This window comes from Nostoc sp. C052 (assembly GCF_013393905.1).
Classification (GTDB): Bacteria; Cyanobacteriota; Cyanobacteriia; order Cyanobacteriales; family Nostocaceae; genus Nostoc.
In genome coordinates, this window is record NZ_CP040272.1 from 1,943,330 (window position 1) to 1,969,176 (window position 25,847).

19 protein-coding genes are annotated in these 25,847 nt (G+C 41.1%); 9 read left to right on the forward strand and 10 right to left on the reverse strand.

Features of this window, described 5'->3' with window-relative positions:
- The first annotated feature begins 29 nt into the window (after positions 1 to 29).
- The 3 genes from FD723_RS07770 to FD723_RS07780 all read left to right on the forward strand — a co-directional run bounded on the left by FD723_RS07770 (position 30) and on the right by FD723_RS07780 (position 1,499).
- Positions 30 to 551, forward strand: a complete 522-nt coding sequence (locus FD723_RS07770) for a photosystem I assembly protein Ycf3 (RefSeq protein WP_179064807.1) — start codon at positions 30 to 32, stop codon at positions 549 to 551.
- Positions 552 to 619: 68 nt separating this feature from the next.
- Entirely contained in the window at positions 620 to 910 is a 291-nt protein-coding gene (gene gatC / locus FD723_RS07775; protein WP_179064808.1) for an Asp-tRNA(Asn)/Glu-tRNA(Gln) amidotransferase subunit GatC, read from the forward strand.
- Between the two features lie 328 nt (positions 911 to 1,238).
- Entirely contained in the window at positions 1,239 to 1,499 is a 261-nt protein-coding gene (locus tag FD723_RS07780) for a MoaD/ThiS family protein (protein WP_179064809.1), read from the forward strand.
- A gap of 34 nt (positions 1,500 to 1,533) precedes the next feature.
- On the opposite strand, the gene FD723_RS07785 is transcribed toward FD723_RS07780, so the two are convergent.
- From FD723_RS07785 to FD723_RS07795, 3 genes are all read right to left on the reverse strand, one after another.
- Positions 1,534 to 2,391, reverse strand: coding sequence for a lysophospholipid acyltransferase family protein (locus tag FD723_RS07785; protein WP_179064810.1), 858 nt, complete (start codon positions 2,389 to 2,391; stop codon positions 1,534 to 1,536).
- Between the two features lie 155 nt (positions 2,392 to 2,546).
- On the reverse strand, positions 2,547 to 3,029 hold the full coding sequence (locus tag FD723_RS07790; protein WP_179064811.1) for a hypothetical protein: 483 nt from the start codon (positions 3,027 to 3,029) through the stop codon (positions 2,547 to 2,549).
- A 168-nt stretch (positions 3,030 to 3,197) separates the two neighbouring features.
- Entirely contained in the window at positions 3,198 to 4,634 is a 1,437-nt protein-coding gene (locus tag FD723_RS07795) for a carotenoid oxygenase family protein (RefSeq protein WP_179069073.1), read from the reverse strand.
- Between the two features lie 176 nt (positions 4,635 to 4,810).
- Here FD723_RS07795 and FD723_RS07800 point away from each other — a divergent pair, with 176 nt between their 5' ends.
- Positions 4,811 to 6,364, forward strand: a complete 1,554-nt coding sequence (locus tag FD723_RS07800) for a YcjF family protein (protein ID WP_179064812.1) — start codon at positions 4,811 to 4,813, stop codon at positions 6,362 to 6,364.
- A gap of 340 nt (positions 6,365 to 6,704) precedes the next feature.
- Positions 6,705 to 8,456 carry a serine/threonine-protein kinase gene (locus FD723_RS07805; RefSeq protein ID WP_179064813.1) on the forward strand — a complete coding sequence of 584 codons (1,752 nt, stop codon included), beginning with the start codon at positions 6,705 to 6,707 and terminating at the stop codon, positions 8,454 to 8,456.
- Between the two features lie 705 nt (positions 8,457 to 9,161).
- Here the strand turns inward: FD723_RS07805 and FD723_RS07810 are convergent.
- The 3 genes from FD723_RS07810 to FD723_RS07820 form a co-directional block, all read right to left on the reverse strand.
- Positions 9,162 to 10,457 carry a response regulator gene (locus FD723_RS07810; protein ID WP_179064814.1) on the reverse strand — a complete coding sequence of 432 codons (1,296 nt, stop codon included), beginning with the start codon at positions 10,455 to 10,457 and terminating at the stop codon, positions 9,162 to 9,164.
- The gene (locus FD723_RS07815; protein WP_179064815.1) at positions 10,454 to 12,892 is read right to left on the reverse strand and encodes a hybrid sensor histidine kinase/response regulator; all 2,439 of its coding nucleotides are present in this window, start codon (positions 12,890 to 12,892) and stop codon (positions 10,454 to 10,456) included. The genes FD723_RS07810 and FD723_RS07815 overlap by 4 nt, the downstream gene beginning before the upstream one ends.
- Before the next feature lie 558 nt (positions 12,893 to 13,450).
- Positions 13,451 to 15,583, reverse strand: a complete 2,133-nt coding sequence (locus FD723_RS07820; RefSeq protein ID WP_179064816.1) for a tetratricopeptide repeat protein — start codon at positions 15,581 to 15,583, stop codon at positions 13,451 to 13,453.
- A gap of 271 nt (positions 15,584 to 15,854) precedes the next feature.
- On the opposite strand from FD723_RS07820, the gene FD723_RS07825 reads away from it, so the two are divergent.
- The 3 genes from FD723_RS07825 to FD723_RS07835 all read left to right on the forward strand — a co-directional run bounded on the left by FD723_RS07825 (position 15,855) and on the right by FD723_RS07835 (position 20,330).
- A complete protein-coding gene (locus FD723_RS07825) occupies positions 15,855 to 16,553 on the forward strand; it encodes a rhomboid family intramembrane serine protease (RefSeq protein WP_179064817.1) in 699 nt (232 codons plus the stop codon).
- A gap of 439 nt (positions 16,554 to 16,992) precedes the next feature.
- The gene (locus tag FD723_RS07830; RefSeq protein ID WP_179064818.1) at positions 16,993 to 19,626 is read left to right on the forward strand and encodes a PAS domain S-box protein; all 2,634 of its coding nucleotides are present in this window, start codon (positions 16,993 to 16,995) and stop codon (positions 19,624 to 19,626) included.
- A 377-nt stretch (positions 19,627 to 20,003) separates the two neighbouring features.
- Positions 20,004 to 20,330, forward strand: coding sequence for a hypothetical protein (locus FD723_RS07835; protein ID WP_179064819.1), 327 nt, complete (start codon positions 20,004 to 20,006; stop codon positions 20,328 to 20,330).
- A 109-nt stretch (positions 20,331 to 20,439) separates the two neighbouring features.
- Here FD723_RS07835 and FD723_RS07840 read toward each other — a convergent pair whose 3' ends face one another.
- Positions 20,440 to 21,060: a Uma2 family endonuclease gene (locus FD723_RS07840; RefSeq protein ID WP_179064820.1), complete on the reverse strand. Its 621-nt coding sequence runs from the start codon at positions 21,058 to 21,060 to the stop codon at positions 20,440 to 20,442.
- A 111-nt stretch (positions 21,061 to 21,171) separates the two neighbouring features.
- On the opposite strand from FD723_RS07840, the gene FD723_RS07845 reads away from it, so the two are divergent.
- The gene (locus tag FD723_RS07845) at positions 21,172 to 22,485 is read left to right on the forward strand and encodes a GTPase family protein (protein WP_179064821.1); all 1,314 of its coding nucleotides are present in this window, start codon (positions 21,172 to 21,174) and stop codon (positions 22,483 to 22,485) included.
- Positions 22,486 to 22,615: 130 nt separating this feature from the next.
- On the opposite strand, the gene FD723_RS07850 is transcribed toward FD723_RS07845, so the two are convergent.
- The 3 genes from FD723_RS07850 to FD723_RS07860 form a co-directional block, all read right to left on the reverse strand.
- On the reverse strand, positions 22,616 to 23,848 hold the full coding sequence (locus tag FD723_RS07850) for a DUF4336 domain-containing protein (protein ID WP_179064822.1): 1,233 nt from the start codon (positions 23,846 to 23,848) through the stop codon (positions 22,616 to 22,618).
- A 620-nt stretch (positions 23,849 to 24,468) separates the two neighbouring features.
- Positions 24,469 to 24,870 carry a biopolymer transporter ExbD gene (locus FD723_RS07855; protein ID WP_179064823.1) on the reverse strand — a complete coding sequence of 134 codons (402 nt, stop codon included), beginning with the start codon at positions 24,868 to 24,870 and terminating at the stop codon, positions 24,469 to 24,471.
- Positions 24,854 to 25,507 carry a MotA/TolQ/ExbB proton channel family protein gene (locus FD723_RS07860; protein ID WP_179064824.1) on the reverse strand — a complete coding sequence of 218 codons (654 nt, stop codon included), beginning with the start codon at positions 25,505 to 25,507 and terminating at the stop codon, positions 24,854 to 24,856. The genes FD723_RS07855 and FD723_RS07860 overlap by 17 nt, the downstream gene beginning before the upstream one ends.
- Positions 25,508 to 25,847: the final 340 nt, after the last annotated feature.

Consider the following 25,847-nt stretch of genomic DNA (forward strand, 5'->3'; position numbering starts at 1 on the left):
CCCCAAATACGCAATACCCAGAGACAAATATGCCAAGAACACAAAAAAACGATAATTTTGTTGACAAATCCTTTACAGTGATGGCGGATATCATTCTGAAGATCCTGCCAACCAACAAAAAAGCTAAAGAAGCGTTTGTTTATTATCGAGATGGTATGTCGGCCCAAGCGGAAGGGGAATATGCTGAGGCATTGGAATACTATGAAGAAGCTCTAACACTAGAGGAAGATACCAACGATCGCGGCTATATTTTCTACAATATGGGGCTAATCTATGCCAGCAATGGCGACCACGAAAAGGCTTTAGAACTATATCACAAGGCAATTGAGTTAAACCCACGCCTACCCCAAGCTTTGAACAATATCGCCGTGATTTATCACTACCAAGGCGAAAAGGAAAAAGAAGCTGGAGATAACGAGGCTGGCGAAGCACTTTTTGACCAAGCCGCAGACTATTGGATTCGTGCTATTCGCATGGCTCCCAATAACTACATCGAAGCCCAAAACTGGCTGAAAACCACCGGGCGATCGCAAATTGACGTATTCTTCTAAAAGTGATGAGTTAGGAATTATAAATCATCCACTCCTAACTCTCCACTCCCTACTCCCCACTAAAAAATATGATTGACCAAGAACAAGTTCACAAGGTAGCTAATCTTGCTCGTTTAGAATTGACTCCACAAGAAGAAGAACAATTCACTACTCAGTTGGGAAGTATTCTGGACTATATTGAACAACTGAATGAACTTGATGTCACTAATGTGGCCCCAACAACAAGGGCAATTGATGTCAGCAATATCACACGAGAGGATGAATTGCAACCCTATCCTGACAGACAAAGTATTCTCAATGGTGCGCCTGAACAGGAAGGCGAATTTTTCAAAGTACCAAAAATCCTTAATGCTGAATAGTCATGGAAGAGGACAAGGGGAACAATTAATTGTCGGTCTTGCTTCAATCCCACGCCGTTGCGCGTGGGTTAATTCTGGCTCAAGCCGGACTGAACTGCACATGATATGAAATTATGCAGTTAGTAATGTATAATAAACCCCAAGAGTACTCCAAGTAAAAAAATGCCCAGTTGTCATTGCGAGCGAAGCGAAGCAATCCCAACCCCTGCGATTGCTTCGCTTCGCTCGCAATGACGAGTTTTGGAACATTTATCTTGTGGAGTTCTCCAAGAGTTCAGGGTGCTTGTCGAGTATTGAAAAACTTGCTCGTACTGCCAAAGTATGTTCTATGTCTAAATCTGCAATCACTGTTACCGTCAAGTTGTTTGCTGCTTATCAAGAAGCCTTTAGGGTTTCAGAGTTAGTGCTGGAATTTCCTAATAGTATGCCAGTTAAAGCAGTGTGCGATCGCCTCATCGTTGAACACCCTGAACTCTCCCAATGGCGTGATATAACTCGGTTTGGGATTAATCTGATATTTGTCGAACCAGATACACTACTACAAGATGGGGATGAAGTCGTGCTGATTCCACCAGTTAGCGGTGGTTAGGAAAACAGTTATGAGTTCTCTAACTGATAACTACTCAAAGAGAATTGGCATTAGCAGTTAGCTCCACTAGGCGGTCTAACTCTTGCTGCATCTGACTAACAACTAATTCATAACATTCATTGACATAATAGCGATCGCTAGCTGCTTCAGGGCCGTAGCGTTTAAATACAATTGGTGGACAAACATGTGTGTACATGGGCACTGGTAAGGGAATATTGGGCAGCGGGCCAATTGCTAATCCCCAAGGTAGTCCAAGATAGATCGGAAAAACTTCTGGGTCAATCCCTAACAGCCAAGGCATCCCCCACTGGTGGAGTTGCCGCACAACTTTGTAGCAGTCAGCAATTACAATCAGTGTATCGTGAGCGCCCCAGGAAATCACAGGCACAATCGGCACATTTTCCCGTAATGCTAATTTGATAAATCCTTGCCGTCCCGCAAAATAGATTTTGTTACGTAAATAAAACGGTCGGAATACATCTTCGGCTCCACCGGGATAAACTAGTACACTAGCTCCAGAGTGTAAGGCAGTATAAGCCATTTTCGGATGGGCGATGATTGCTCCAGCCTTGGCGGCCAGTTGCGCTAGTGGCGTGCTAACCTGCCAAGCCTTGGGATGCATCAGACCAAAAACGGGTTGCTCTACACCAAATCGTCGGAACCAGTCATACATCACCATTGCCATATCGGGTGCTGCAAGTCCCCCATTGTGCGAACCGACAAATAGAACTTTTTCTTGGGGGGGAATATTATCCCAGCCACTAGTTTGAACTCGAAAATAGTGGTGATAGAAAAAGCCAAACACGGGCATCAGAGATTCTATGAACTTTGGATCTCGCTCATCCAAAGACCAGCCGGGCTTTTTGTTTAAGAAATGTTGCTTTTTTGACATCGATGCATTCTAACAGCATTGGCAAAGTTCAAACAATCCTTTGTGAGATATAACTCAATCCCCTTGGGTTAAGGCTAAAACTCTGTTATTAAAGTCAACGTAGATGCGTAGAAGTTGTTTTCCTTAATTGCGCGGGGCAATTAATTTAGTGATGTCTATGGAGTAGTTGCTGGTTTTGAGCGCTGCTGCTGGTAAAAACCGACAACCTTTTGAAGATATGTAGCAGTAAATCCGCTATTGCAACCTGTGTAGTTGCCAGTCATCCACCAACAGCCAACACCACGCACAGCGGCAGTTTCATTATTATTGGTAGCGATAAACTGCTTATTTAACTCCCGGCGTGTGATGCAAGATACAACTTTGCGTGCCGTTGTAGGACTGTTTTCAAACTGCGTTGGTGTTAGTTCTTTTTTAAGACAAGATTTTGACCAGCCTTTGAGAGTTTCTGGTTTAACTTGCCATTCACTATAAAGTCCATCATTTGCAGTGCCGGTTTTTGGTGCAGCTAGTCGCAACGCCTCTACCATCGCCGCAATTTGGGCATCAGAAACCTGTTGTTGTGCTTGAGCTAACAATGATGACAGTCCAAAACTGACAATCACTCCGCTAAGTAGTAATGCTATGGGGTTTCTCCTCATGATTTTGGACTTCTTTTTAGATACCAATATGTAGGATACTACGTTTTTACACTTAGCAATTATCAAAGATTTAGAGGGCATTGAGCATTGGAAAGAGGTAGAGAGGCGGGGTACGGGGAGCAGAGGGGAAAATCTTCTTCCTGGCTCCCTCATTTCCCCAGTCGATTCTTAACTTGGGTTCCAAGTACCGTGGAAACTGTGAGGAATGACGCTAGGTAATCCTAGTTTGCAAACGGGTTCTGCATCCAGGCGATCGCTATCAAATACCCAAACTTCACTACTATGAGAATTACCATCGTATACAACGGTTAGTACCCAGCCTTGCTCAGGGTTGTAGGCATCTTGGGCGTGAATGGGTTCTGAAGGATAGCGGTTTTCTCCTAAGTCTGCTTCGGTGAGGGTTTCGGTTTTGTAGTCGAAGCGAGCGATCGCACCGAACCATTCTTTGTCTGTATCCCCTCTTTGGGGCATTAATGATACATAAGTATAGCGCCAAGGTTGCCCAACGAGAGATCGCTGCACCACAGGAAATTCACACTTGCGATTGACAACTTCCTGTATTGCTGTGACTTTGCCAGTTTTAGGATTGAGGCGCACTTGCCATAATGTTCCTTTAGTTACTGTGTGCGTCTCACCACTTGCAAATTCTCTGAGATACTCATTAGTTTGTTGAAAATCTGAATATCGCACCACATCCAGAATCACGGAACCGTCTTGATCTTCATAGCCATTGCCAAAATGCCAATTAAACCAAGGATCGGTTTCGCCACGACTAACTAAAGATAAATTTTCTCGGTCAAAGATTAACACCTGGGTTCCTAGCTGAGGTTCCCACAACAGAGATTCACTAAAGGTAGTCACACCTAGCATCATTGACAGCATTTTCATCCGCATCGGTGGCATGAAAAACACCAGATACTTTTGAGTTAAAACAAAATCATGGATTATAGAGTAACGATCTAGCTTAAAAGCAGTTTTTTGGATAATTTTGCCAGTCGCATCGCTTTTGTAGAGATTCAGTTGTACAGAACTGCCGATACTGATTCCAAAGTTAAAAATTTCGCCTGTTTGGGAATCGCGCTTGTAATGAGCAGAATAAGGTAATCCGTTGTCCAAAGCACCTAAATCATCCAATCCCTTGGTTTCTAAAGTTTGCAAATCAAGGGCACAAGGATTGGTTGCTTCCCATAAAGCCAACAATTTATCAGGTAAAGCCAACACTGAGGTATTCGCTGCATTCTTAACCTGTTGACCCCAGCGCTTCCAGATGGGGCCTGGTGTATGCATCCCATAGACACCATAAAGAAACCTATCCGCTTGAGTTTCAGCTTGATATTCTGCTGTTTGCACATAGCGATAGACTCCAGTAACTCCTGCATCTGTGAAATGAACGCCGAGAATTGCCCCATCTCCATCAAACCAGTGTCCCACGCGAGCGCCGCCACGTTCTAGCCGTCCGGGGCCATTGCGGTAAAGTGTGCCACGCAAGCCATCTGGAATTTTGCCAGAAATAATTGATAGTTGGGTAAGAGGAAATTCTTTTGCTGGTTCTACGATCGCCCCAGCCCAAGATTTTTTTGTTGACTTTTTGCTAATAGTCTGCATTCTAAAATATTGCTGGATATACGGATGTACATAGTTGTATTCTGACATTGTTGCAATTTTTTAATAGTTCTACCTTCGGAACCTCAAAAGCTGCTTCTTACTACTCTGGTAAAAAGTGCTGAAACTATTAAGATTAGAGCATCTGCCTACTGAATACTTACTAATCTTTCCTAGTCATGCCTCTGTCACGCATAGTAACGCTGATTGTCGGTCTAATCGTCATTTTGGGGCTAGCTCTATGGCTAATTGATTCCCTATCACGCCTCTATTGGCAATTGTCCTATTCACCGTTGCTAGGTAATTTGCTGCTATTGCTGCTGATTATCCTCATTGGAGCCTTGGTTGCCGCTTTCGTTTATTATGTACTGGTGATTCAATCTGGGGAAAAGCGATCGCGTCGCAACCCGAAGCGAGTCACTGCGGCACAAATTCCGGCTGCTAAATCTGATGCTGCTTCTACAACTCTCCAGGCTGTGCGGCAACAGGTAGGGCAAATTCAAGATGAAGTGGCACGCCAAGCTTTATTAAGTCGATCGCGAGAGATTGAAGCCAATTTAGCGCGGGGTGAAATTCAAGTAGTGGTATTTGGTACGGGGAGTGCTGGCAAAACTTCCCTAGTAAATGCGATTATGGGACGCATGGTCGGTCAGGTGGATGCACCGATGGGTACAACTCAGGTTGGAGAAACCTATTGTCTGCGCTTGAAGGGGTTAGAACGGAAGATTTTAATTACAGATACGCCGGGGATTTTAGAAGCCGGGGTGGCGGGAACAGAACGGGAACAGATGGCGCGAGAACTGGCAACAGAAGCAGATTTACTGTTGTTTGTGGTGGATAATGATTTACGACGCTCAGAATATGAGCCACTACGGGGTTTGGCAGAAATTGGGAAGCGATCGCTCTTAGTTCTCAACAAAACTGATTTATATACAGATGAAGATAAAGAATCCATCCTCGCGAGATTGCGTCAACGGGTACGGGGATTTATTGCTACTAATGATGTGGTAGCGATCGCAGCTAATCCCCAACCTGCACAACTAGAAACTGGCGAAACCTTCCAGCCAGAACCCGATATCGTTCCATTGTTGCGGCGCACGGCTGCTGTTTTACGTGCTGAAGGTGAAGATTTGGTAGCAGATAATATTCTTTTACAATCTCTGCGATTGGGAGACGAGGCGCGAAAACTCATCGATGGCCAGCGCCGCCGTCAAGCTGACAAAATCGTAGAACGGTTTCAATGGATTGGTGCTGGTGTAGTATCAGTCACCCCAATACCGGTTGTAGATTTATTGGCGACAGCCGCAGTTAATGCTCAAATGGTTGTGGAAATTGGCAGAGTCTACGGCTGTGAATTGAATATGGAACGGGGAAGAGAGTTAGCCCTTTCTTTAGCGAAAACTATTGCTAGTTTAGGCATTGTTAAGGGAGCAATTCAATTATTATCTACAGCGTTGCAACTCAATGTTGCCACCTTTATTATTGGTAGAGCAATTCAAGGCGTGACAGCAGCTTATTTAACGCGAATTGCTGGTAAAAGTTTTATTGAATATTTTCGTCATGACCAAGATTGGGGTGATGGTGGAATGACAGAAGTTGTACAGCGACAGTTTCAAATTAATCGCAGAGATGAATTTATCAAAGCTTTTATTCAAGAAGCGATCGCGCGGGTAGTGAAGCCGTTACAAGATAAATCTGAAGTAATTGAACACGATGAAGAAATCAATAGTTAAATAATTCAGAAATCAATGTGCTTACTGTTATTAAACTTTTAAGTGTGCTAACCTATTGACAAAAATCAAGTTGACATACTCCCCGGCGTGAACGCACAGAGATTCTGGAGTAATGAGTAATGAGTAATGAGTAATGAGTAAGAATATTTACTTATTACTCATTACTCCAAAGCCGTGCTAGAAGCACGGGGCTTTAAACCCATTTTTTCGGTAAAAATACTTAAGAAATTAAACTTGCATTTAAGGTATCAAAACTCTGGTTATTTATTTCTAAAGCATTCCGGAAACAGCAGGGAATGTCAGAAAAAGTAAATAAAAGAACTTACTGAGTAACCAGGTCATGAGCCACCACATAATCGGTAAATTACTACAAGGGCGTTACCAAATTGTCCAAAGCCTGGGTGCAGGGGTGTTTGGACAAACATACATTGCTGTAGACGTAGATTATCCAGAGAATCCCAAATGCGTTGTTAAGCAGATTAAAGTTAGCAGTTCCGAATCTGGATACTTGGAGATGCTGAGGTTGCTGTTTCTGACTGAAACCCAAACCCTCAAGCTTCTGGGAAGCCATGACCAAATTCCTGGATTTATCGCCTGTTTTGAAGAAAACGAGCAATTTTATTTAGTGCAAGAGTGTATTGAAGGACATGCGCTAACTGCGGAATTGCCTATCGATCAATATTTTGGGTGTCTGTGGAGTGAAAGCGAAGTTGTAGAATTTTTGATAGATGCCTTAGGTATTTTAGAATTTGTTCACTCTCAAGGCGTGATTCATTGCGATCTCAAACCGGAAAATTTGATTAGACGTAATAGCGATCGCAAGTTAGTTATGATTGACTTTGGCTCAATCCAGTCGATCGATTTTGGCATCGGTGCAGAATTGCCCATTTATCGAATTCCCGTCACTTCATTGGGATACATACCACCAGAACAATTTATTGGTCAAACACAGCCCAACAGTGATATTTATGCACTGGGTATGATTGCCATTCAGGCTTTAACTGGGTTAGAACCACTACAATTAAAAGTTGATCCTTATACTAATGAAATTTTTTGGCGTTCTCCAAACACGCCAGTTAACGATTATCTAGCTGCTGTTCTCAGCCAAATGATCCGCTACAATTACCAAGACCGCTTTGAGTCTGCGGGTGAGGTACTGCGGATACTTAAGCAAATAGTATGGGAAACTCAGCCATCAGAAATATTAGAAGCAGATTCTCAATTTCTTCTAGAAGCCGCAAAAAATCCTGCGCCTGTAAAGTCATCACTGTTATTCACAGGAATGAAAGTAGGATTGGCAGCTAATTCTTTATTAATGGGATTTGGTGTATATTCTTTAGTTAATAATGCACCTGCATACTCCGAAACAGATACTTTATATAAAGCAAAAAAAGAATATCAAGCAGGGGATTTAGAAGAAGCGATCGCACTTGCTAAATCAATTCCCTCCCATAGTAATGTTTATCCAGAAGCGCAAGCCACAATTGAAGAATGGCAAGAGCAATGGCAAGTAGCTGCACAGCAATATGAAATAGCACAAATAGCTTTTCATGAGAGCAGATGGTCAGATGTTCTTCATGCTGCTGTTAAAGTTCCAAATATTTTATACTGGCAATCTAAAACAGATAAACTAATTCAGAAAGCATCTGTCAATATTGAAGTACAGACGCAAGATTTATTAGTAAAAGCTTACGAAAAAGCCGAGATAAAAGATTTTTCTGGAGCATTACAATACCTGCGTCAAATCCCTCAAGAAAGTCATGCAGGTGCTTTAGTTCAAGAAAAGTTAGCTGAGTACGATCGCAAACGGCAGATCAGAGCAGCTTACTTTTTGCAGAAAGCCTATAAAAAAGCATCTATTGGTGATTTCGATCTGGCTCTAAAATTTCTCAAAAAGATTCCTCAAGATACTCTAGTTTATGCTCAAGCTCAAGTCAAATTGAATGAGTATACTCAAAAACAACGCGTGACAGATGACAATCAAAAGGTAGCTTTTGCAAAAAGAACAAATTCATCCTTCTCTAAAAACTCAGCTACTAAAATTGAATATCTTCAGGGAGTAAATTACCTGCAAGAGGTGAATATTCGTTAGTTACAGCAATTTCTGGATAAATGGATTTGTGACATACAGCAATTTTAAAATACGGGGAATATACATTATTACAGGGGCACAATAATATATGTGCCCCTATGCGTATGGTCTATTCAATTGAAAACTGTTGTCGGTTCGTAATTAGCGTGAGATTGTTTGTATCCCAGTGAGGGGTAAAGGAATTAAAACTTCACTTTCTTCGCTGCTGAATCAGCAGCAGGACAAAGTTTCCATCCCCGTGAGGGGTAAAGGAATTAAAACTTTGGTGGAATGAGTTGGTAACAAGGCCAAAAGCAAAAGTTTCCATCCCCGTGAGGGGTAAAGGAATTAAAACCCTACCCTTCCAGAAGTCTTATCTAGAGTGGGTTAGAGATACCTATTTTAGCGGGGGGTCGAATTTAACTATCAACAAGCACAAATTATTGAGAATCAATGACTTGTATACCCTTGTCAAACTCTTATGCAGTAAGCGATTAGCGGGGGTCAACGAAATCATCAGGGTTTTGGCGATCGCTCTACCCCCGCTAAAAAATTACGTATGGAAAGTAAAACTAAGCACTTTTTGGTTTATTTTGGAACTTGATATTAAGTTTTCAAGGTTCTATGATTATAAGCAGCAGTATAACAAACTACTTAAAGTTTTGAAAGCTATAAGTATTAACTTTTCTATAGTGATGTTTTTTATTGAGTTTACAAATTCTAAATTTATCGAATCGGTAACTCAATAATAAACTCTATGCCTTCACCTGGTTTAGAATTGTATGTGAGCTTGCCATGATGATTATTAACCACAATTTGATAAGCAATAGATAGGCCAAGCCCGGTTCCTTTGCCGATAGGTTTGGTTGTATAAAAAGCATCAAATATTTTTGTGCGATCTGCATTGCTTATACCTGAACCATTGTCGGCAACTCTTAAAATAACTTGCTCTCCAATTGCCTGAGTTTTAATTTTAATTACCCCAGGATTTTGATAAATTGTATCAATGTCTTTATTTTGATTTTTTTCTTCAATAGCATCGATCGCATTGCAAATTAAATTCATAAAAACCTGATTTATTTCACCAGGAAAACACTCAATAAGTGGCAAGTCTCCATATTCTTTAACTAATTGGATGGCTGGGTGATGAGCATTTCGTTTAAAGCGATGTCCGAGAATGAGTAATGTACTTTCTAACCCTTCATGCAGGTTAGCTAGTTTCTTACCAGCTTCTCTGTGGCGCGAGAAGTTGTTTAGATATGACACAATTTCTGTAACTCGATCTGTACCAACCTGCATAGATTTAATAATTTTAGATAAATCATCTAATAAAAAGGTAAGATCGCTTTTTTGAATTGCTGTTTGAATTTCCTTGGGTGGATCGGGCAGATATTTTTGATAGAGATGTAGTAAATTAACTACCTCTTGTACATACTGTTCCACAAAATTTAAGTTGCCAGCTATAAAATTGATCGGATTATTCACTTCATGGGCAATTCCTGCTGTCAGTTGTCCTAAAGCTGCTACCTTTTCTGCTTGAATCAGTTGAGTTTGAGTTTGTTGCAATTCGGCATTTTTAGCAATTAAGGTTTTTGTCAAATTTCTCAGCTTCAGGTGATTTTCGATCCGCACTAAGACTTCTTCATGCTGAAAAGGTTTGGTAATGTAGTCTACGGCTCCCAATTGCAAACCTTTGACTTTATCAGCGGTTTCTGATAGTGCTGTCATAAAAATAACCGGAATATCTTGGACACGAGGATTGGTTTTTAGCTGTTTACAGGTTTCAAAACCATCTATACCTGGCATCATCACATCCAGCAAGATTAAATCAGGTAAATCATCATTTTCTAATCGCTGAAGGGCTTTCTCGCCGCTGCGTGCTGCCCAAACTTCAAAGCTAGACTGATCCAGAAAGCTGGATAAAACTTGTAAATTGGCAGGGTTATCGTCAACGACTAAAACAATTCCTCTGGAAGGAGAATAATTGATAGAATTATTTTGGTTTTCAATAATCGTTTTCATACTGTTTCCACCGCATATTTAGTCAAAAAATTTATGATTAAATCTTCATCAAATTGCCTTGCTAGTTGCCGTAGTTCATTAGCAAATGGAGCAAAGGTTGTGTCTGTTTCCTCCAGTTGATCGGCCCACTTGAGAATGGCATTAAAGTTACCTTTACTAGCTAAGGTGACTAGTTCCTGCAATATTTGGGGCGAAGGAGGAGTTAATTGAGCAGATTGGCTATTTGTTGTTATTGCTTCTTGAGATTTTTCTTTATCAGGCTGAGATTGCTTGTAAATCCATACCAAATTTAAGTATTGTTCTAGTTGATGCAATAATTCATCTACCTGTATAGGTTTAGTTAAGAAGGCGTTACCTCCGGCTTCTAGACTGCGATGTTTGTCTGATTCAAAGACACTGGCAGAAGAGACGATAATCTTAATATTTTGAATTTCTGGAGTGTGACGCAGGTGTTTAATTAATTCAAATCCATCCATTTCTGGCATCAGCAAATCTGTGATGATTAAGTCTGGTTTGAGGGCGATCGCTATTTCTAAACCTTCTTTACCATTGCTGGCTTCAACTACATCAAAACCCAGTGGTTTCAGTAAGTTTGTAATTACTGTGCGATTTTCCCAGCGATCGTCAACCATCAGGATGGTGTAGGGGCTACCCTCAAAGCCAATGATTTGTTTCTCTGATGCAGTCATCGCAGATTGTACCCAGTCAGTCGCTTCGGGAATCTCTAACTCAAACCAGAATTTACTCCCCTGTCCAATCTGACTCTCAACATGGATATCGCTACCCATCATCTGTATTAACTGCCGAGTAATAGCTAAACCCAGCCCAGTGCCTTCAGCTTGGCGCTTTTTATCTCCTACTTGTTCAAATGGCAAGAAAATTTTGCTTAATTCTGCGGGAGTTATACCAATTCCCGTGTCTTCTACAGTACAGCGAAGGCAGTGTTTCACTGTCTGGTCATCACTAGGAGGTTGATCGATGACTTCAATATTGAAAGTAACCTGACCTTGATCGGTAAATTTGATGGCATTTCCTAAGAGATTCAATAGTATCTGACGTAATCTTTTGACATCGACATGAATTCCTGTAGGTAAGTTGATTGCAGGTTTATAGACAAAGGAAATGCCCTTTTGTTTGGCACGAATGTAGCATATTTCGACAATTCCTTGAAGAAAGGAAGGGAAATGCACATCATCGGAATGCAGTTCTAACTTTTTTGCTTCAATTTTGGAGAGATCCAAAATGTCATTAATTAAAGTCAGCAAATGAGAGCCGCATTGTTCAATAATATTGACGTGATATTGCTCTTGCTTAGGTAAAGCTGAAGAACGCAGTAAAATTTGGGCACAACCGAGAATGCCATTCAAGGGTGTTCGCAGTTCATGACTCATGTTAGCCAAAAATTCGCTTTTAGCATGGTTGGCTGTATCAGCCGCAGCTTTAGACTTTTTCAGTTCACCTTGTTCAAATGCTTGCACCTGCCACAAGACGGTAATCATAGTGACAGTCAGTCCACCCACAATTAAGGCGATTAAATCGAGGAATTGCAATCGAGATTCGATATTTTGGCGGGGAATCACCAAAGCCACAGACCAATTAGCTTGTGTCAACGGCAGATAAGCTACATACTTTTGAGTGCCGTCAATTTCCATCAACTCAATTCCCTGTTTTTTGTTTACCATTTGCTGGGCGATCGCATTTAAATTGCGATCGCTTATTTTCAGCAGGCTGGGTGCAGGTTTTTCTAAGGTTGACATTAACGTGGAATTAGGGTGGACGATCGCCTGTCCTTGGGAATTTAGAGCAAAAGCATAGCTGTTCGTGCCGTATTGCAGCGAGTTGACAACCTCTGCAATGTGATCGACTTTCACATTGCCTTGAAAGACCCCGATTGGTGAACTACTGCTAGCAGAATTTGACGAGATCGGGGTGGCGATCGCTATTAAAGGAATTCCTGTAGAACGGCTAATGAAGGGATCGGAAATGTTGCTCTTTCCCGCAATTGCTTTTTGAAAGTAGTCTCGATCCTGAATATTTTTATTAGCTCGACCAACTTTTGTATTGGAAAATGAACCATCTGGCATAGCTATTTGGAAAAAGAAAAATTCATCATTGATCCGCTTTACTTCTGCCTTTAAATAGGGTTCTGCTACAGACCAGTTTAAGGAACGTACTGTTGAAGTATTGGCCAGGGTTTGTACTTCCACTTGGCGAACGTGTAACCACTCCTCAATTTCAGCACTCCCTCTCTGTACCTCTAAAAAAGCGCTCTGTCTCAAATCTTTGAGCATCATATTTCTAGTGGCTTGATAGCTGAAATAAGCAGAAATACTGACTATCAGGGTAGTGCCACCAAGAATAAATCGAATTAGTAAATTTCGCGATGGATGATTTTTTTCATTAGATGCCGATAGGCTGGAGTTTTGTTGTATCAAGGGTTAGCTCCTTAATCACATAGTTCGGTAAGAGAAAATTCTAGGTTATCTTTAGACTTCCCCAGAAATTACCGATGCTCACAGTTTTTGGTAAAATAAACCAGAAATTTATAGTAATGCCACGAATTATAAGTTTTTATATCAAAATATGCTTTCAAATAAATTAAAATTCCAATTATTGCTTCTAATTACGAATTGTGAACGTACTATAGGACTCCTATTTGATTATTGAAATACACGTAGTGTATGAAAGCTTAAAACAGTGCATTAGACGTAGGTTGGGTGGAGCGCAATACTTATCGGTTAAGGGGAAAAGGGGAAGGGGAAAAGGGAAAGAAAAAACCTTTAACCCTTCCCCTTTAACCTTTTCCCCAAACCAAATTCTGAGTTCAAAATGCAAAACCCAAGTAGTATTGGGGTGGAGCGGAGCGCAACCCAACATAATGTTGGCTTTGGCAAAGCCTCCAACGCCACTTGCTACAACGCGGCGAACACGCGCAACGCAGTGGCTCCCCAACCTACAATTTTTTTACTGTATTCATTTTTAATTTTTAATTTTTAATTCCCTTGCGGTGGATTGGTGGAATTAGGAAATGGCAGAACTGGCACAATTACAGGCTTAGGCTTTGATATTTCGCCTTGTAATTGAATTTGGGCTTGATTGCGGCCGTCTATTGCTTGTTGGTAATTAGATTTGTATTTTATTGCTTGATCGTAAGACGCGATCGCATCTTTAAATCGTTTCAAATTTAATAGTGCATTGCCTCTGCTATACCAGCTTTCAGCATGATCTGGTTTATAACGAACTGCCTTATTATAAGATGCGATCGCATCTTCGTATTTCTGCAATATGTATTGGGAATTCCCTAGATTATACCATAGTTGATAATCATTTTGCTTAATTGTTGCTGCTTTATTGTAAGATTTTATTGCGTCTTCATAACGTTGGGTTTGATGCAGCGACCAGCCCAAATTATACCATGCCTGGTAGTTTCTGGGATTGGATTTAATTACTTGATTAAAAGATTCAATCGCTTCTGCATAACGTTGTAGATTTAGCAGTACATTACCTCTTGACAACCAAGCTTGATAATAATTTGGCTGGTATTGTACAGCTTTATCATAAGCGGTGAATGCATCTTTATAGTGCTGCATTCTAACTCGATTATTCCCCAGATTGTACCAAGCTTGCTCGTAGTCTGGTTTTAGTTCAACAACTTTTTCCAAGGCTGCGATCGCTTCTTCATATCGTTTAGAATTCTGTAATGCTAATCCTTTTTTGTACCAAGCTTCATAATTATCTGGTTTGAGTTCAATCGCTTTTTCATAAGACTTAATTGCTTGGTCATCTTGGTTTAAATTACTGAAAGCGTCACCCTTAGCATTCCAGACTTCTGAATTGTTGCCATTTAATTCTAAGGCTTTGTCAAAAGAAGCGATCGCTTCTTGGTATCGTTGTAAATTTCCCAATACAAAACCCCGTCCAATCCAAGCCTCCAAATAATCTGGTTTAAGTTGAATTGCTTTATCATACGCCACTAATGCTTCTTTGTATTTTTTTAATTTATCTAGCGTTTTACCTTGACCATTCCAGCCTTGAGGATAATCTGGTCGAATATTAACGGCTTTTTCATATACTTCTAGCGCGTCTTGATAACGTTGCAAATCAAAAAGCGTATTTCCTTGCTTAGATAATTCTATGGCATTATTTGAATTAATATTATTCCAAATAAATATTGATGCTACTCCACCAACACCAAGTAAAAATATTGATAGTAAAATTTTACCCAATGTACCTTTTTTCGGTTGCGGTTTGTTAATATTTTTTGGTGGGGAAATGGGAGTTAAAGCTATTGTTTCTGCCGGTGGTTTTGTTAACTCTTTCAGCGCTTGTAATGCCACCGTTGCCGAAGGATAGCGTTGCCGAAAATCGTAGCACACCATTTTATCTAAGAATTGAGCGAATTCTGGCGTAACCGTGGCTTGATTATGCCAGATAATTTCATTAGTATCAGCATCTTTGACTATTTCTTCTGGTGATAATCCAGTGAGAGCTTGAATAGCAATTATTCCCGCAGCATAGATATCACTGCTTAATTTTGGTGTCCCATGAGCTTGTTCACCAGGAATATAACCAGGTGTACCGATAGCTACAGTAGCTATAGTTTGACCTTGGGGAGTAATAACTTGAGTAGCAATTTGTTTAACCGCACCAAAATCAATTAAAATTAGTTTGCCATCTGGTTGGCGTCTGAGAATATTTCGCGGATTGACATCACGGTGAATTACATTCTGTTGATGAACAAATTCTAAGATTGTCAAAAGTTCTTGTAAAAGTGAAATTACTTGCTCTTGACTTAGGGTTTTACCCGGTGTTAATTCTTGACTCAGATCGTGACCTTCAATTAATTCTTGTACGAGATAAAATTCGGCATCCTCCTCAAAATAAGCTAAAAGTTGGGGAATGCGATCGTGAGTTCCTAATTTATACAGAACTTGTGCTTCCGTATTAAATAAACGCCTAGCTGTCTCCAAAGTTACTGGATCGCTTGCCTGGAGTTTGAGTTTCTTAACGACACATAGAGGTGAACCCGGTAATTGAGTATCAGAAGCCACAAAAGTTTCACCAAAACCCCCACCTCCCAAGTTACTAATAATTTGGTATCTTCCTACAAGTGTGTTTCCCAGCATCTCGTTTACCTAATTAAGTGCGATGCGATCTGATTTCAATCTTGCCACACGTTAAGGGGGAGTGAGGGAGTCTGGAGGTAGGAGGAGAATAACTAATGACTAATCTATGATTCACAATACTGTTCGCTTAAGACAAGAGACGCGATGAATCGCCGTCTTTACAATAAGAAGTCTTTTGTAGAGACGACGATTTATCGCGTCTTTATGATGATTTATCGGATCTTTGTGATATATAATTTTCATCGAAAAACCTTAACCGAACCGTATTGAGATGATTCCTATTAGTGATAATATTCGTTGCCGAAGTAAGCCGATTATTAATTATTGGTTGATTGGCATTAACCTAGCTGTATTTTTATGGGAACTTAAACTAGAATTTAATGATGAATTGGGTTATTTTATCAATAGTTGGGGTGTGATTCCAGCGCAGATTAGTGGGGCAATTACAAATGCACTCTTTTTCAACAATGCTGCTTGGATAATTGTAATTTGGCGAGCATTTTCGCTACTTTTTGGAATATTTCTGCACGGCAGTTTTAGTCAAATATTAGGAAATCTGCTTTTTTTGTGGGTTTTTGGGAAAACTGTAGAAAATATTCTGGGACACAAACGCTATCTCGGATTTTATCTTGCTGCTGGTGTGATTACAGAGATAGTCCAAATTCTGACTGAACCGAGTTTGACAGTACCATTGATTGGGGGTAATGGTGCGATCGCAGCTATTTTAGGAGCATACATTATGAAGTTTCCTAAAGCTAAAATTGACACCATTTTGCCGTTAATAATCTTGTATATTCCTATCCAAGTACCGGCCTTTTTCTATATATTTTGGTGGTTTGGGCAACAATTCTTTTATGGTATCGGCAGCTTAAATATTCCTCCTGTTGGCGTAAATCAATCGGGTGTTGTTTTCTGGGGGCAAGTAGTGGCATTATTAATAGGTGCAGCTTTTATGCAATTAAAGAAATAAAACAGGAGTCAGAATACAGAATTCAGAATACTCTACTCATAAAAGGATAGAGTTTTAAGGCGAGAATATTTTTATATTTGTGCCAGTGCTTAACCTACAGTTGTTGGAACTAACATATATCTTTTGGCTGAAATATCTAAGCTGATTTTGCTTCAAAGGCATATTGTTAATAGATAAAATGATTGCTGTAATAATATTTTAAATTTTGATTTTTGAAGTGTTTATGTACCTTTTGATGGATTTAGTTTTTAGCTATAAAATTCATAGCTCAAACTAGAGCATACCTCAATACAGTTCAGATTGAGCAACAAAACACTTGTCTTGACGGCGATTTATCGCGTCTCGAAAACCCAAAATTGTTGCCAGTAGCCCTTAAACCAAGCGTATTAGGGCATACATCTCTTCAAGTCGGTGTTATTAAGTATGAGTGGTGTACAAGATGCCAAATGTTGATAAAATTAACTTTCAACTCACTGATGAATTAGCACTTTTACGGCAGCGTGTAGCTGAGTTAGAGCAATCAGAGATATCTTCTCAGCAAAGGCAAGCAGTCCTTGAGGAAGAATTAATAGCATTAAAAAGAAAGCTGTCAGAAGAAGTAGAAAATCCTCATATTCCAGTTGTCGATCTGCATATTGAGAAGGACACATCCACTATCAATCTATCAACAGATGTGGAAGTAATTTTACAGCAACTTCAACAAGAAATTGCCAAGCGAGAGCAAGTAGAAGTAATCCTAAGAGATAGTGAGGAACGGCTGAGGCTAGTTCTAGATGTTTCTGAGATGGGATTGTGGGATTGGAATGTTGTTACCAATCAAGTAATCTGGTCTGAAAATTATGAAATGCTTTTTGGTCTAATTCCAAGTAGTTTTGATGGGCCTTATGAGACGTTTCAAAAGTGCGTTTATTCTGAAGATAAGCAATCTGTTATGGAGGCGATCGCTCACGCTTTGACACACAAAACTGACTACAACGATGAATTTCGCATAGTTCGGTCAGACCAAAGCGTGCATTGGATTTCTGCTAAGGGAAAATTTATCTATGACGATGGAGGCCAAGCAGTAAGAATGATCGGCGTTTGCATGGAAACTACTGTGTGCAAGCAGGCAGAAGAAAGCACTCGCGAACTAACAACCCAAGTCCAAGAACAGGCAAATGTCTTAAATGCTATCCTGACTGCTTCCGTCGATCATATCTATATCTTTAATCGTAGAGGTTGTTATCAATATATCAGTCGTGACGGAGCAGCAATACTAGGCTTAAAACCTCAAGATATTATCGGCAAAACTTTGCCAGAATTGGATTTACCTCCAGACCTAATAATGCAGGTAGATAACCAACGACAAGCTGTGATGAAAACTGGTGAGCCGCTCAAGGATGAGTGTAAATATGTTACTGCCGATGGCGTTCATTATTATGAATATATCCTTACAGCATTACGCAATGTTGACCAAAGTATTGAAGGTGTAATTGCTGTCTCTCGTGATATCACCGAACACAAAAGGGCAGAAAAATCATTACGTGAAAGTGAAGCACGATTTCGGCGTTTGTTTGAATCTAACCTCATCGGGGTCGCCTTTTGGACTGTAGATGGATTAGTTATTGATGCTAATGATGCATTTCTTCAACTAGCTGGCTACACTCGTGATGAGTTTGCCACTTTAGGTAAAATTAATTGGAGAGAAATTAGTCCTGTTGAATATAAAGATTTAGACGATCGCGCCATTTTAGAGGTGCAAACCAAAGGAATTTCCAAAATTTACGAAAAAGAATACATCCACCGTAATGGTAAGCGAGTACCAATTGTCTTGGGGGTGGCCCTGCTGAATGACTCTCAAGAACATGGTGTTGCTTTTGTACTGGATATTACCGATCGCAAATTAGCAGAAAAAGAATGCGATCGCCTCCTCGAATGCGAAAGGACAGCACGCCAACAAGCAGAAATCGCCAACAAAATTAAAGACGAATTTCTAGCAGTTCTCTCTCATGAACTGCGAACCCCACTCAACCCCATCCTGGGATGGTCGAAAATGCTGCGGACTCGCAAATTTGACGAAAAAACTACTAACCACGCCTTAGAAACTATTGAACGCAACGCCAAGTTACAAACCCAGCTAATTGAAGATTTGTTAGATGTGTCTCGCATCCTCCAAGGAAAATTAAACTTGAATGTCTGTCCAGTAAACTTGGTAATGGTAGTTGAAGCAGCACTAGAAACAGTACGACTAGCAGCAGAAGCTAAGTCAATTCAAATTCAGACCTTATTTGATCCCAGTTTAGGACAAGTGATGGGCGACCCAAATCGGCTGCAACAAGTTGTGTGGAACCTGCTTTCTAATGCGGTAAAATTTACACCAACAGGAGGACGGGTAGAAATTCGACTCATGGAAGCTGATAATCAGATTCAAATTCAGGTCAGCGATACAGGTAAGGGAATTATCCCAGACTTTTTACCTTATGTGTTTGATTACTTTCGCCAAGCTGATGGCACAACTACGCGGGTATTTGGCGGACTTGGTTTAGGATTAGCGATCGTGCGTAAAGTTGTAGAAATGCATGGGGGAAAAGTTCAAGCCGAAAGTCCTGGAGAACAAGCAGGTGCAACCTTCACTGTTGAATTACCGCTTTTAATCAGAAGCGAACAGGTTTGGGGTGAAGAGAATCAGTCTTTATCTTCTGAGTCTGAATCCTCCCTCCTTGCGGACACTCAAGTTTTAGTGGTAGACGATGAACCAGATATTCGCGACTTAATTACCTTTATTTTGCAAGACTATGGTGTAGAAGTAACCGCAGTAGCATCAGCACAAGAAGCACTACAAGCACTATCTGAGTCGATACCAGATGTTTTAATTAGTGACATTGGAATGCCAAAGACAGACGGTTATATGCTGATGCGGGAAGTGCGATCGCGATCGCCCCAACAAGGAGGAAGTGTACCAGCGATCGCGCTGACAGCTTATGCAGGGGAAATGAATCAACAGCAAGCGCTAGCAGCAGGATTTCAAATGCATATCTCCAAACCAGTAGATCCAGATGTATTGGTGAAAGCGATCGCTGATTTGATCAAGTAGTCATTGGTCATTAGACATCTGGTGAAAAAGAATGTAGAGACGTAGCAGTGCTACGTCTCTACAAGGGTTATGGGTAAAGCATATTTAATTTCTGGAGATGTCTATTAGTGAATGGCACTAAGAAAAGCTATAAGCTTTAACGGGTTAACTGGTTCCCAGCCTGGAGGCTGGGAACCGATTCTTGGAGGCTCCGCCTACAGTGGGCTAACTAGAGGCAGAGCCTCTTGGAATACATTCCCAGTCTTCAGACTGGGAACGAGGTGACACAAGCCTTTCGCCTTTTCTTAGTGCCACTCGGTCATTAGTCATTAGAAATCTCTGAAAATGAATTGTTTTGACGTAGCAGTGCTACGTCTCTAAAAGCCGATGCAATCGCATTGTCAGTCGAAACAATGGCATTGTCAGTCCATGCAATGGCATTGTTAGTCGAAACAATGGCATTGTCAGTCCATGCAATGGCATTGTTAGCCGAAACAATGCCATTGTTAGCCAAAACAATCGCATTGTTAGTCGAAACAATGGCATTGTCAGTCCATGCAATGGCATTGTTAGCCGAAACAATCGCATTGTTAGCCGAAACAATAATTTGCTGGTACTACCTTTTTCTAAGGCGACGGACGTATAGGAGTGTGAGCTACCGCTACCTCCAGAAACGAGTTAGTCGCAGGCTGTCCCATTACCATCTTTATTATTTAGTAAGGTAATCAAAAAACGCGATCGCCCGTCTTCACAATTTGCTTAAAAATCGGTTACACGTAGACGCAGTAATAATTTTAATAACTATTAACTCGCAAAAATTGTGCGCGATCATAGCTACATCTGGGGACTACCAGCTTGAAAAATCTGTTGAGCAATCAGGTTTAGTTGGGGGAAAGTAGGTGATACGATGCGGTCATCACCTCTAAATTGAGTAACTTGGTATTCTTCATCGATTAGTTGATAAATCGATATAGTCGGCTGTTTTGGGTTGCCAGTGAACTTTTTAGCGCCTAAACCGAGATAATCTACAACCCAGTATTCTGGAATTCCCATACTCTCATACTTACCCTGTTTTGTGTAGTAGTCATCATCCCAGTTGCTACTAACTACCTCAACTACTAAGGGAATTGAGGCTGCAAAGCTTACAGTTGAATCTTTTTTCCATAGCGGCTCATTCACTAAATTAGAGCGATTGAGTAATAGCACATCTGGGGAGTAGGCAGATTCCGAATTAGTTGGTTTTATCAGTGCAGTTTTAGGGATTATATAAGGTAAATTTAATCGGTCAAATTCTACTGTTAGTTTTCTGGCGATAAAACCAACAATGTCTTCATGATCTCCCAACGGTTGCGCCATTTCAACAATCACACCATTATGTAATTCGTACCTTCCGCCTTCGGGACGCCACGCTGCAAAATCTTCAAAGGTTACTAGTTTGAGTATGGCTTGCGTCATAAATTGTCTACTGCTCCCAATTCCTTAGATTGTAACTCCAGGGAAACCAAGTTTGACAGTACGATAAGTATAGACAGGATGTATTGAATTCTATCAACCGTTTTCATGGGAATGACTGAGCAAGATGATTCTCAGCAATTGAGTGAACCGACCGATGGAGCAACTACCAAATCGGTCGATAATTCCTGGACAAACCGCCTTGGTGGTGTCTGGAACAAAGCAACAACGCGTCTAACGCAACTTCTACCCGTAGAACAAGTGGCACAGACGGTTGTGGAATGGTTTAGTGTGAGTGAAACTCAGGTTGCAGAGATTTTAGAGAAAATCCGAGCCGAACTACCAACCACAGAAGCCCTCCTAATTGGTAAACCCCAAGCCGGAAAAAGTTCAATCGTCCGGGGATTGACGGGAGTTTCTGCCGAAATTATCGGTCAGGGATTTCGTCCTCATACGCAACACACGCAGCGCTATGCTTATCCTTCCAATGACCTGCCGTTACTGATTTTTACTGATACGGTGGGATTGGGTGATGTTAAACAAGATACTCAAACAATCATTCAGGAGTTAATTGGCGATTTACAACAGCAAACGCGTTCCGCCAGAATCCTCCTTTTGACCATTAAAATCAATGATTTTGCAACTGAAACTCTACGACAAATTGCTCAACAACTACGCCAGAAGTATCCAGACATCCCCTGTCTACTAGTAGTTACTTCCTTGCATGAGGTTTATCCTGCCGATACCGCAGATCATCCCACCTATCCGCCAGATTATGAGGAAGTCAATCGCCCATTTGCCGCAATCCAACAAGCCTTCGCAGGAATAACTGACCGCTCTGTACTCATTGACTTTACCTTAGAAGAAGATGGCTATACCCAGGTATTTTACGGCTTAGAAGCACTGCGAGATTCCTTAGCAGAACTCCTGCCACAAGCAGAAGCCCAGGCGATTTATCAGCTATTAGATCGAGAAGAAGTAGGCCAGCAAATTAGCAACCTTTACCGAGATGCTGCACGCCGTTATATTTTGCCATTTGCGATTATGTCTGCCACCCTCGCCGCTGTGCCTCTGCCATTTGCCACAATGCCCGTACTCACTGCCTTGCAAGTTTCAATGGTGGGACTATTGGGTAAATTATATGGGCAAACAATTACGCCATCTCAGGCAGGAGGTGTTGTCAGTGCGATCGCAGGTGGATTTTTAGCACAGGCAATTGCACGAGAATTAATTAAATTTATACCAGGTTTTGGGAGTGCGATCGCCGCCTCTTGGGCAGCTGCCTATACTTGGGCACTAGGGGAAGCAGCTTGCGTTTACTTTGGTGATTTAATGGGAGGTAAAAAACCCGATCCCCAGAAAATTCAGTTGGTGATGCAAGAAGCATTTCAAGCCGCGCAAGAACGGTTTAAAGGAATCAAACGTTAAGAAAATGTCAGATGTTGGGTTGGCTGCTTCAAATGTAATTAACTGAAGGGGTAATAAAATCTCATTAGCCAAAACACTTGTAGAGACGGCGATTTATCGCGTCTTGTAACCCAAGTGTATTGCCCTATGCCTAAACTTTCTCCTTGGCTGCTGGCACAATGCCAAACTTATTTAAACCTGCATCGATTTCCCTCAGTGTTTTAAAATCCTCCTCTGGTAAAGGATAGCTACTACTACTCAACAAATCCTTGCTGACAGCAGGCTGCTTTTCCAAAAAAGAGAAAGCTTGGCGAAATTGCTGCGGTTCGGCTTTAATCGGTGAATCAAAATGGCAGGGAATAATCCACTCAAAGTCCCAACTTGCAACTTTATCAGCCCACTCAATGGTTTCTTTGGGTGCGCGGTTCAGAATCAATGTCTGTAAAATTGGGGCAACAAATAAACGCCCATTTCCTCGCAAAGCTTCAAACGATCGCTGCCAATCTGGATGCCATTTAAAGGGATACAATCCAAAATAGGCTTTTCTTGAGCGTTCTGGTGCTTTCAGGGCATCTTGCAACACCTGACTCCATTGGGGTATATCTAGTGCCTTTGGTTGGAAGTACAAAGCAAATAACGAGATCCGTTGCCAACCCTTACGGCGATTTTCCTGAATGTCTGCAACAATATCAGAAGCACGATCCTTGGCATGGAATAGCAAAGGATATGGATCTAATAGAACGATCGCAGGTGGATCTTCTGGGATCGAAAGCACGGAATCTGTTACTAAAAGAGTATGCGATCGCTTGTGAAAAAAAGCAACTTCCGCAAATCGACCAGTCCCAAGAGCGATGGGGCCAAGCATTGCATAATCAAACTCATCAGCAAAGGGTGTTTTGCGACTATCTTCTGGGAGTAATTGAGTTCGTTTTGGGGGTAAGCCAAGCCAGCTAAGGGGTAAATTTAGCGGAAAACTCCACTGATGGGGAGCCACAAACACCTGTGCAGTCGGAAAGTATCTGGCGAAGGGACCGACGAAAACCTTGTGTTCTATACCAGAGATAGTTGGCAAAATAATGTACTTAACATTACCGTGTTTAGCCACCAACTCATTCACAAGCCGGATGCACTCTGGGGTTGGCGCAACAGGCGCGTAAACAAGAAGACCTCCAGCTTCGAGCTTAACAACAGTCATGCGAATCGGTACAACAACGTAGAAAATGCCCTGAATCTGGTCAAAATTCCAAATTGTGTCCTTAAGGACTTCTTTACGGATTGTCTGCCGCCTGCCATAAGGGTAGAGTGGCAAAACAGGCCATAATCCCCAGGAAAAATCCCTTGGGTAAATCTGTTGTGTATTGATTATGCGTTCATCATCAGCCACTCTGCAACCCCTTCCAGATGCCCTGCTCAAATTGTTTTTATTTGTTATTCCTAAAGTTGGAGTTTAGCAAATTATTGAGATAACAATACCAATTCGTAATGGGCTATGTCCCACTTCGCTAACTTAATTCGTAATTCGTAATATCTTTGATGTAGTGTTAATTCACATTGAAGAAGAATTCAGGAGTCAGAATCAAGACGCTTGCAGACTCGCTAACGCTGCGCTATCAGTCGGAGATTCAGACCAACGACTCAATTGTTGCACCACTAAATTTTCAATTTGGTGGGGGTGCAAAAACGCCGATTATTCATGCCCCAGTCGTACAAAATTCATTCTGAATTCTGACTCCTGAATTCTGATTGATAAAAATTATGAGCAAATATAAAATTTTTAAGCCTGAGCAAAGTTATACTTTTACTCAATATTTTTTGTTACCTGGACACTGGAAACTAGACAATATCTAATCCCCTGCTTTCTGCCTTATCCCAACAATATAGCGTTTCCTATTCAGATGAGGTACAACGTTAAATTGCAAGTTGTAGGGAACATACCGTGCCCCTACAGATGTACCTCACGTAAACGAGAAACGCTATAATTATTGACACCGACCTACTTAGTTTTTATCTTTGGGTAGCGATCGCTAATTTTGCCCCCGCAACCTGACGTACCCGATCCATCACAGCCACCACCTTCCCGTGAGTGACTTTTTCATCAGCATTAATAATCACTAACACTTCTGGTTTAGAACCAACTAAAGTCCGCACTTGCGCTGTCAAATCGTCAACTGTCGTTGGTTTACGGTTCAAGCTTACCTGTCCTTGTTCATCTACCGTGATCGTAATTTTAGAAGGAACTTGCTGTTGTTTAGCTGTAGCTGCCTTCGGTAAATTTACTGGCAAACCTTCCGAACGTGTTAAAAACAAAGTTGACATGATAAAAAATGTCAAAATTGCAAAAATCACGTCAATCATCGGCACAATGTTGATCTGTAATGGAAGTTCTGGTTCATCTGGTAGACGCATAAGTTTTTTCTCCTCGTTCATAACGACGGCGGTAAAGTAATTCTAGCTGTCCCCCATACTCCTGAATTAGCGCAATTTGCCGTTGGTACAGTCCCCGAAAGGTATTGGCAAACATGAGTATGAATATAGCAACGATCAATCCTGATGCTGTTGATACTAGAGCCTCACTAATTCCAGATGTCACACCAGTTGTTTTACTACCTCCTACATCACCAAGGTTTAAAGAGGCAAAGGAAGCTATCAATCCTAACACAGTGCCAAGCAGACCTAACAGTGGTGCAAGACTAATGATTGTCTCGAAAATATTTTGGAAGCGTTTGAGTACAGGTATTTCAGCCTGGGCTTCGCTTTCTAATGCCAAACGAAATTCCTCTGGATTTGGCTCTTCTAATTCTAAAGCCGCCAGAAAAATTCGTGCCAGTGGCAAATCTGCATTTTTCTGAAGTTTATCCATTGCACCAACAACATTATCGAGACGGTAGAGATTCAAAACATCTCGCACCACGCGGCTTTGACGCTGATTGATTCTTACCCAAAACCTGATTCGCTCAATGATCAGTGCCACACCCAATACCGAAAACGCCAACAGGGGCCACATGACCACACCGCCTGCTGCAAACAAATTTTGAATTCCCATGTAGTGCCTCTATAACATCATCCACAATACAAAATCAGACTACCAGAATCTCAAGAAAAGCTGAAACTTATTCTCAATAAAATATAAAATATAATGATAACTTTTTCAAATCTAATGCTCATCATTTTTATTTAATTGTTTGTTTGGTTTACATAAATTAATTTAATTAAATTGAAACAAAAATTAATTTCGTCCAAAAACCATGATATTGGCGGTTCAAAAAGATGTTTTTGCTAGCGTGGGGTTCCGTAATGCTGTCCCAGATAATTTGAATTGTTTACTTGATATTTATAACCTTGCATTCTAAGATAGCTAAATTAGTGAGAATAGGTAGCAATAG

Bases quoted from the DNA above. Each gene is read 5' to 3' on its own strand.
- FD723_RS07770 (WP_179064807.1), top strand. From the start codon at position 30: ATGCCAAGAACACAAAAAAACGATAATTTTGTTGACAAATCCTTTACA.
- gatC (WP_179064808.1), top strand. From the start codon at position 620: ATGATTGACCAAGAACAAGTTCACAAGGTAGCTAATCTTGCTCGTTTA.
- FD723_RS07780 (WP_179064809.1), top strand. From the start codon at position 1,239: ATGTCTAAATCTGCAATCACTGTTACCGTCAAGTTGTTTGCTGCTTAT.
- FD723_RS07785 (WP_179064810.1), bottom strand. From the start codon at position 2,391: ATGTCAAAAAAGCAACATTTCTTAAACAAAAAGCCCGGCTGGTCTTTG.
- FD723_RS07790 (WP_179064811.1), bottom strand. From the start codon at position 3,029: ATGAGGAGAAACCCCATAGCATTACTACTTAGCGGAGTGATTGTCAGT.
- FD723_RS07795 (WP_179069073.1), bottom strand. From the start codon at position 4,634: ATGCAGACTATTAGCAAAAAGTCAACAAAAAAATCTTGGGCTGGGGCG.
- FD723_RS07800 (WP_179064812.1), top strand. From the start codon at position 4,811: ATGCCTCTGTCACGCATAGTAACGCTGATTGTCGGTCTAATCGTCATT.
- FD723_RS07805 (WP_179064813.1), top strand. From the start codon at position 6,705: ATGAGCCACCACATAATCGGTAAATTACTACAAGGGCGTTACCAAATT.
- FD723_RS07810 (WP_179064814.1), bottom strand. From the start codon at position 10,457: ATGAAAACGATTATTGAAAACCAAAATAATTCTATCAATTATTCTCCT.
- FD723_RS07820 (WP_179064816.1), bottom strand. From the start codon at position 15,583: ATGCTGGGAAACACACTTGTAGGAAGATACCAAATTATTAGTAACTTG.
- FD723_RS07825 (WP_179064817.1), top strand. From the start codon at position 15,855: ATGATTCCTATTAGTGATAATATTCGTTGCCGAAGTAAGCCGATTATT.
- FD723_RS07830 (WP_179064818.1), top strand. From the start codon at position 16,993: ATGCCAAATGTTGATAAAATTAACTTTCAACTCACTGATGAATTAGCA.
- FD723_RS07840 (WP_179064820.1), bottom strand. From the start codon at position 21,060: ATGACGCAAGCCATACTCAAACTAGTAACCTTTGAAGATTTTGCAGCG.
- FD723_RS07845 (WP_179064821.1), top strand. From the start codon at position 21,172: ATGACTGAGCAAGATGATTCTCAGCAATTGAGTGAACCGACCGATGGA.
- FD723_RS07855 (WP_179064823.1), bottom strand. From the start codon at position 24,870: ATGCGTCTACCAGATGAACCAGAACTTCCATTACAGATCAACATTGTG.
- FD723_RS07860 (WP_179064824.1), bottom strand. From the start codon at position 25,507: ATGGGAATTCAAAATTTGTTTGCAGCAGGCGGTGTGGTCATGTGGCCC.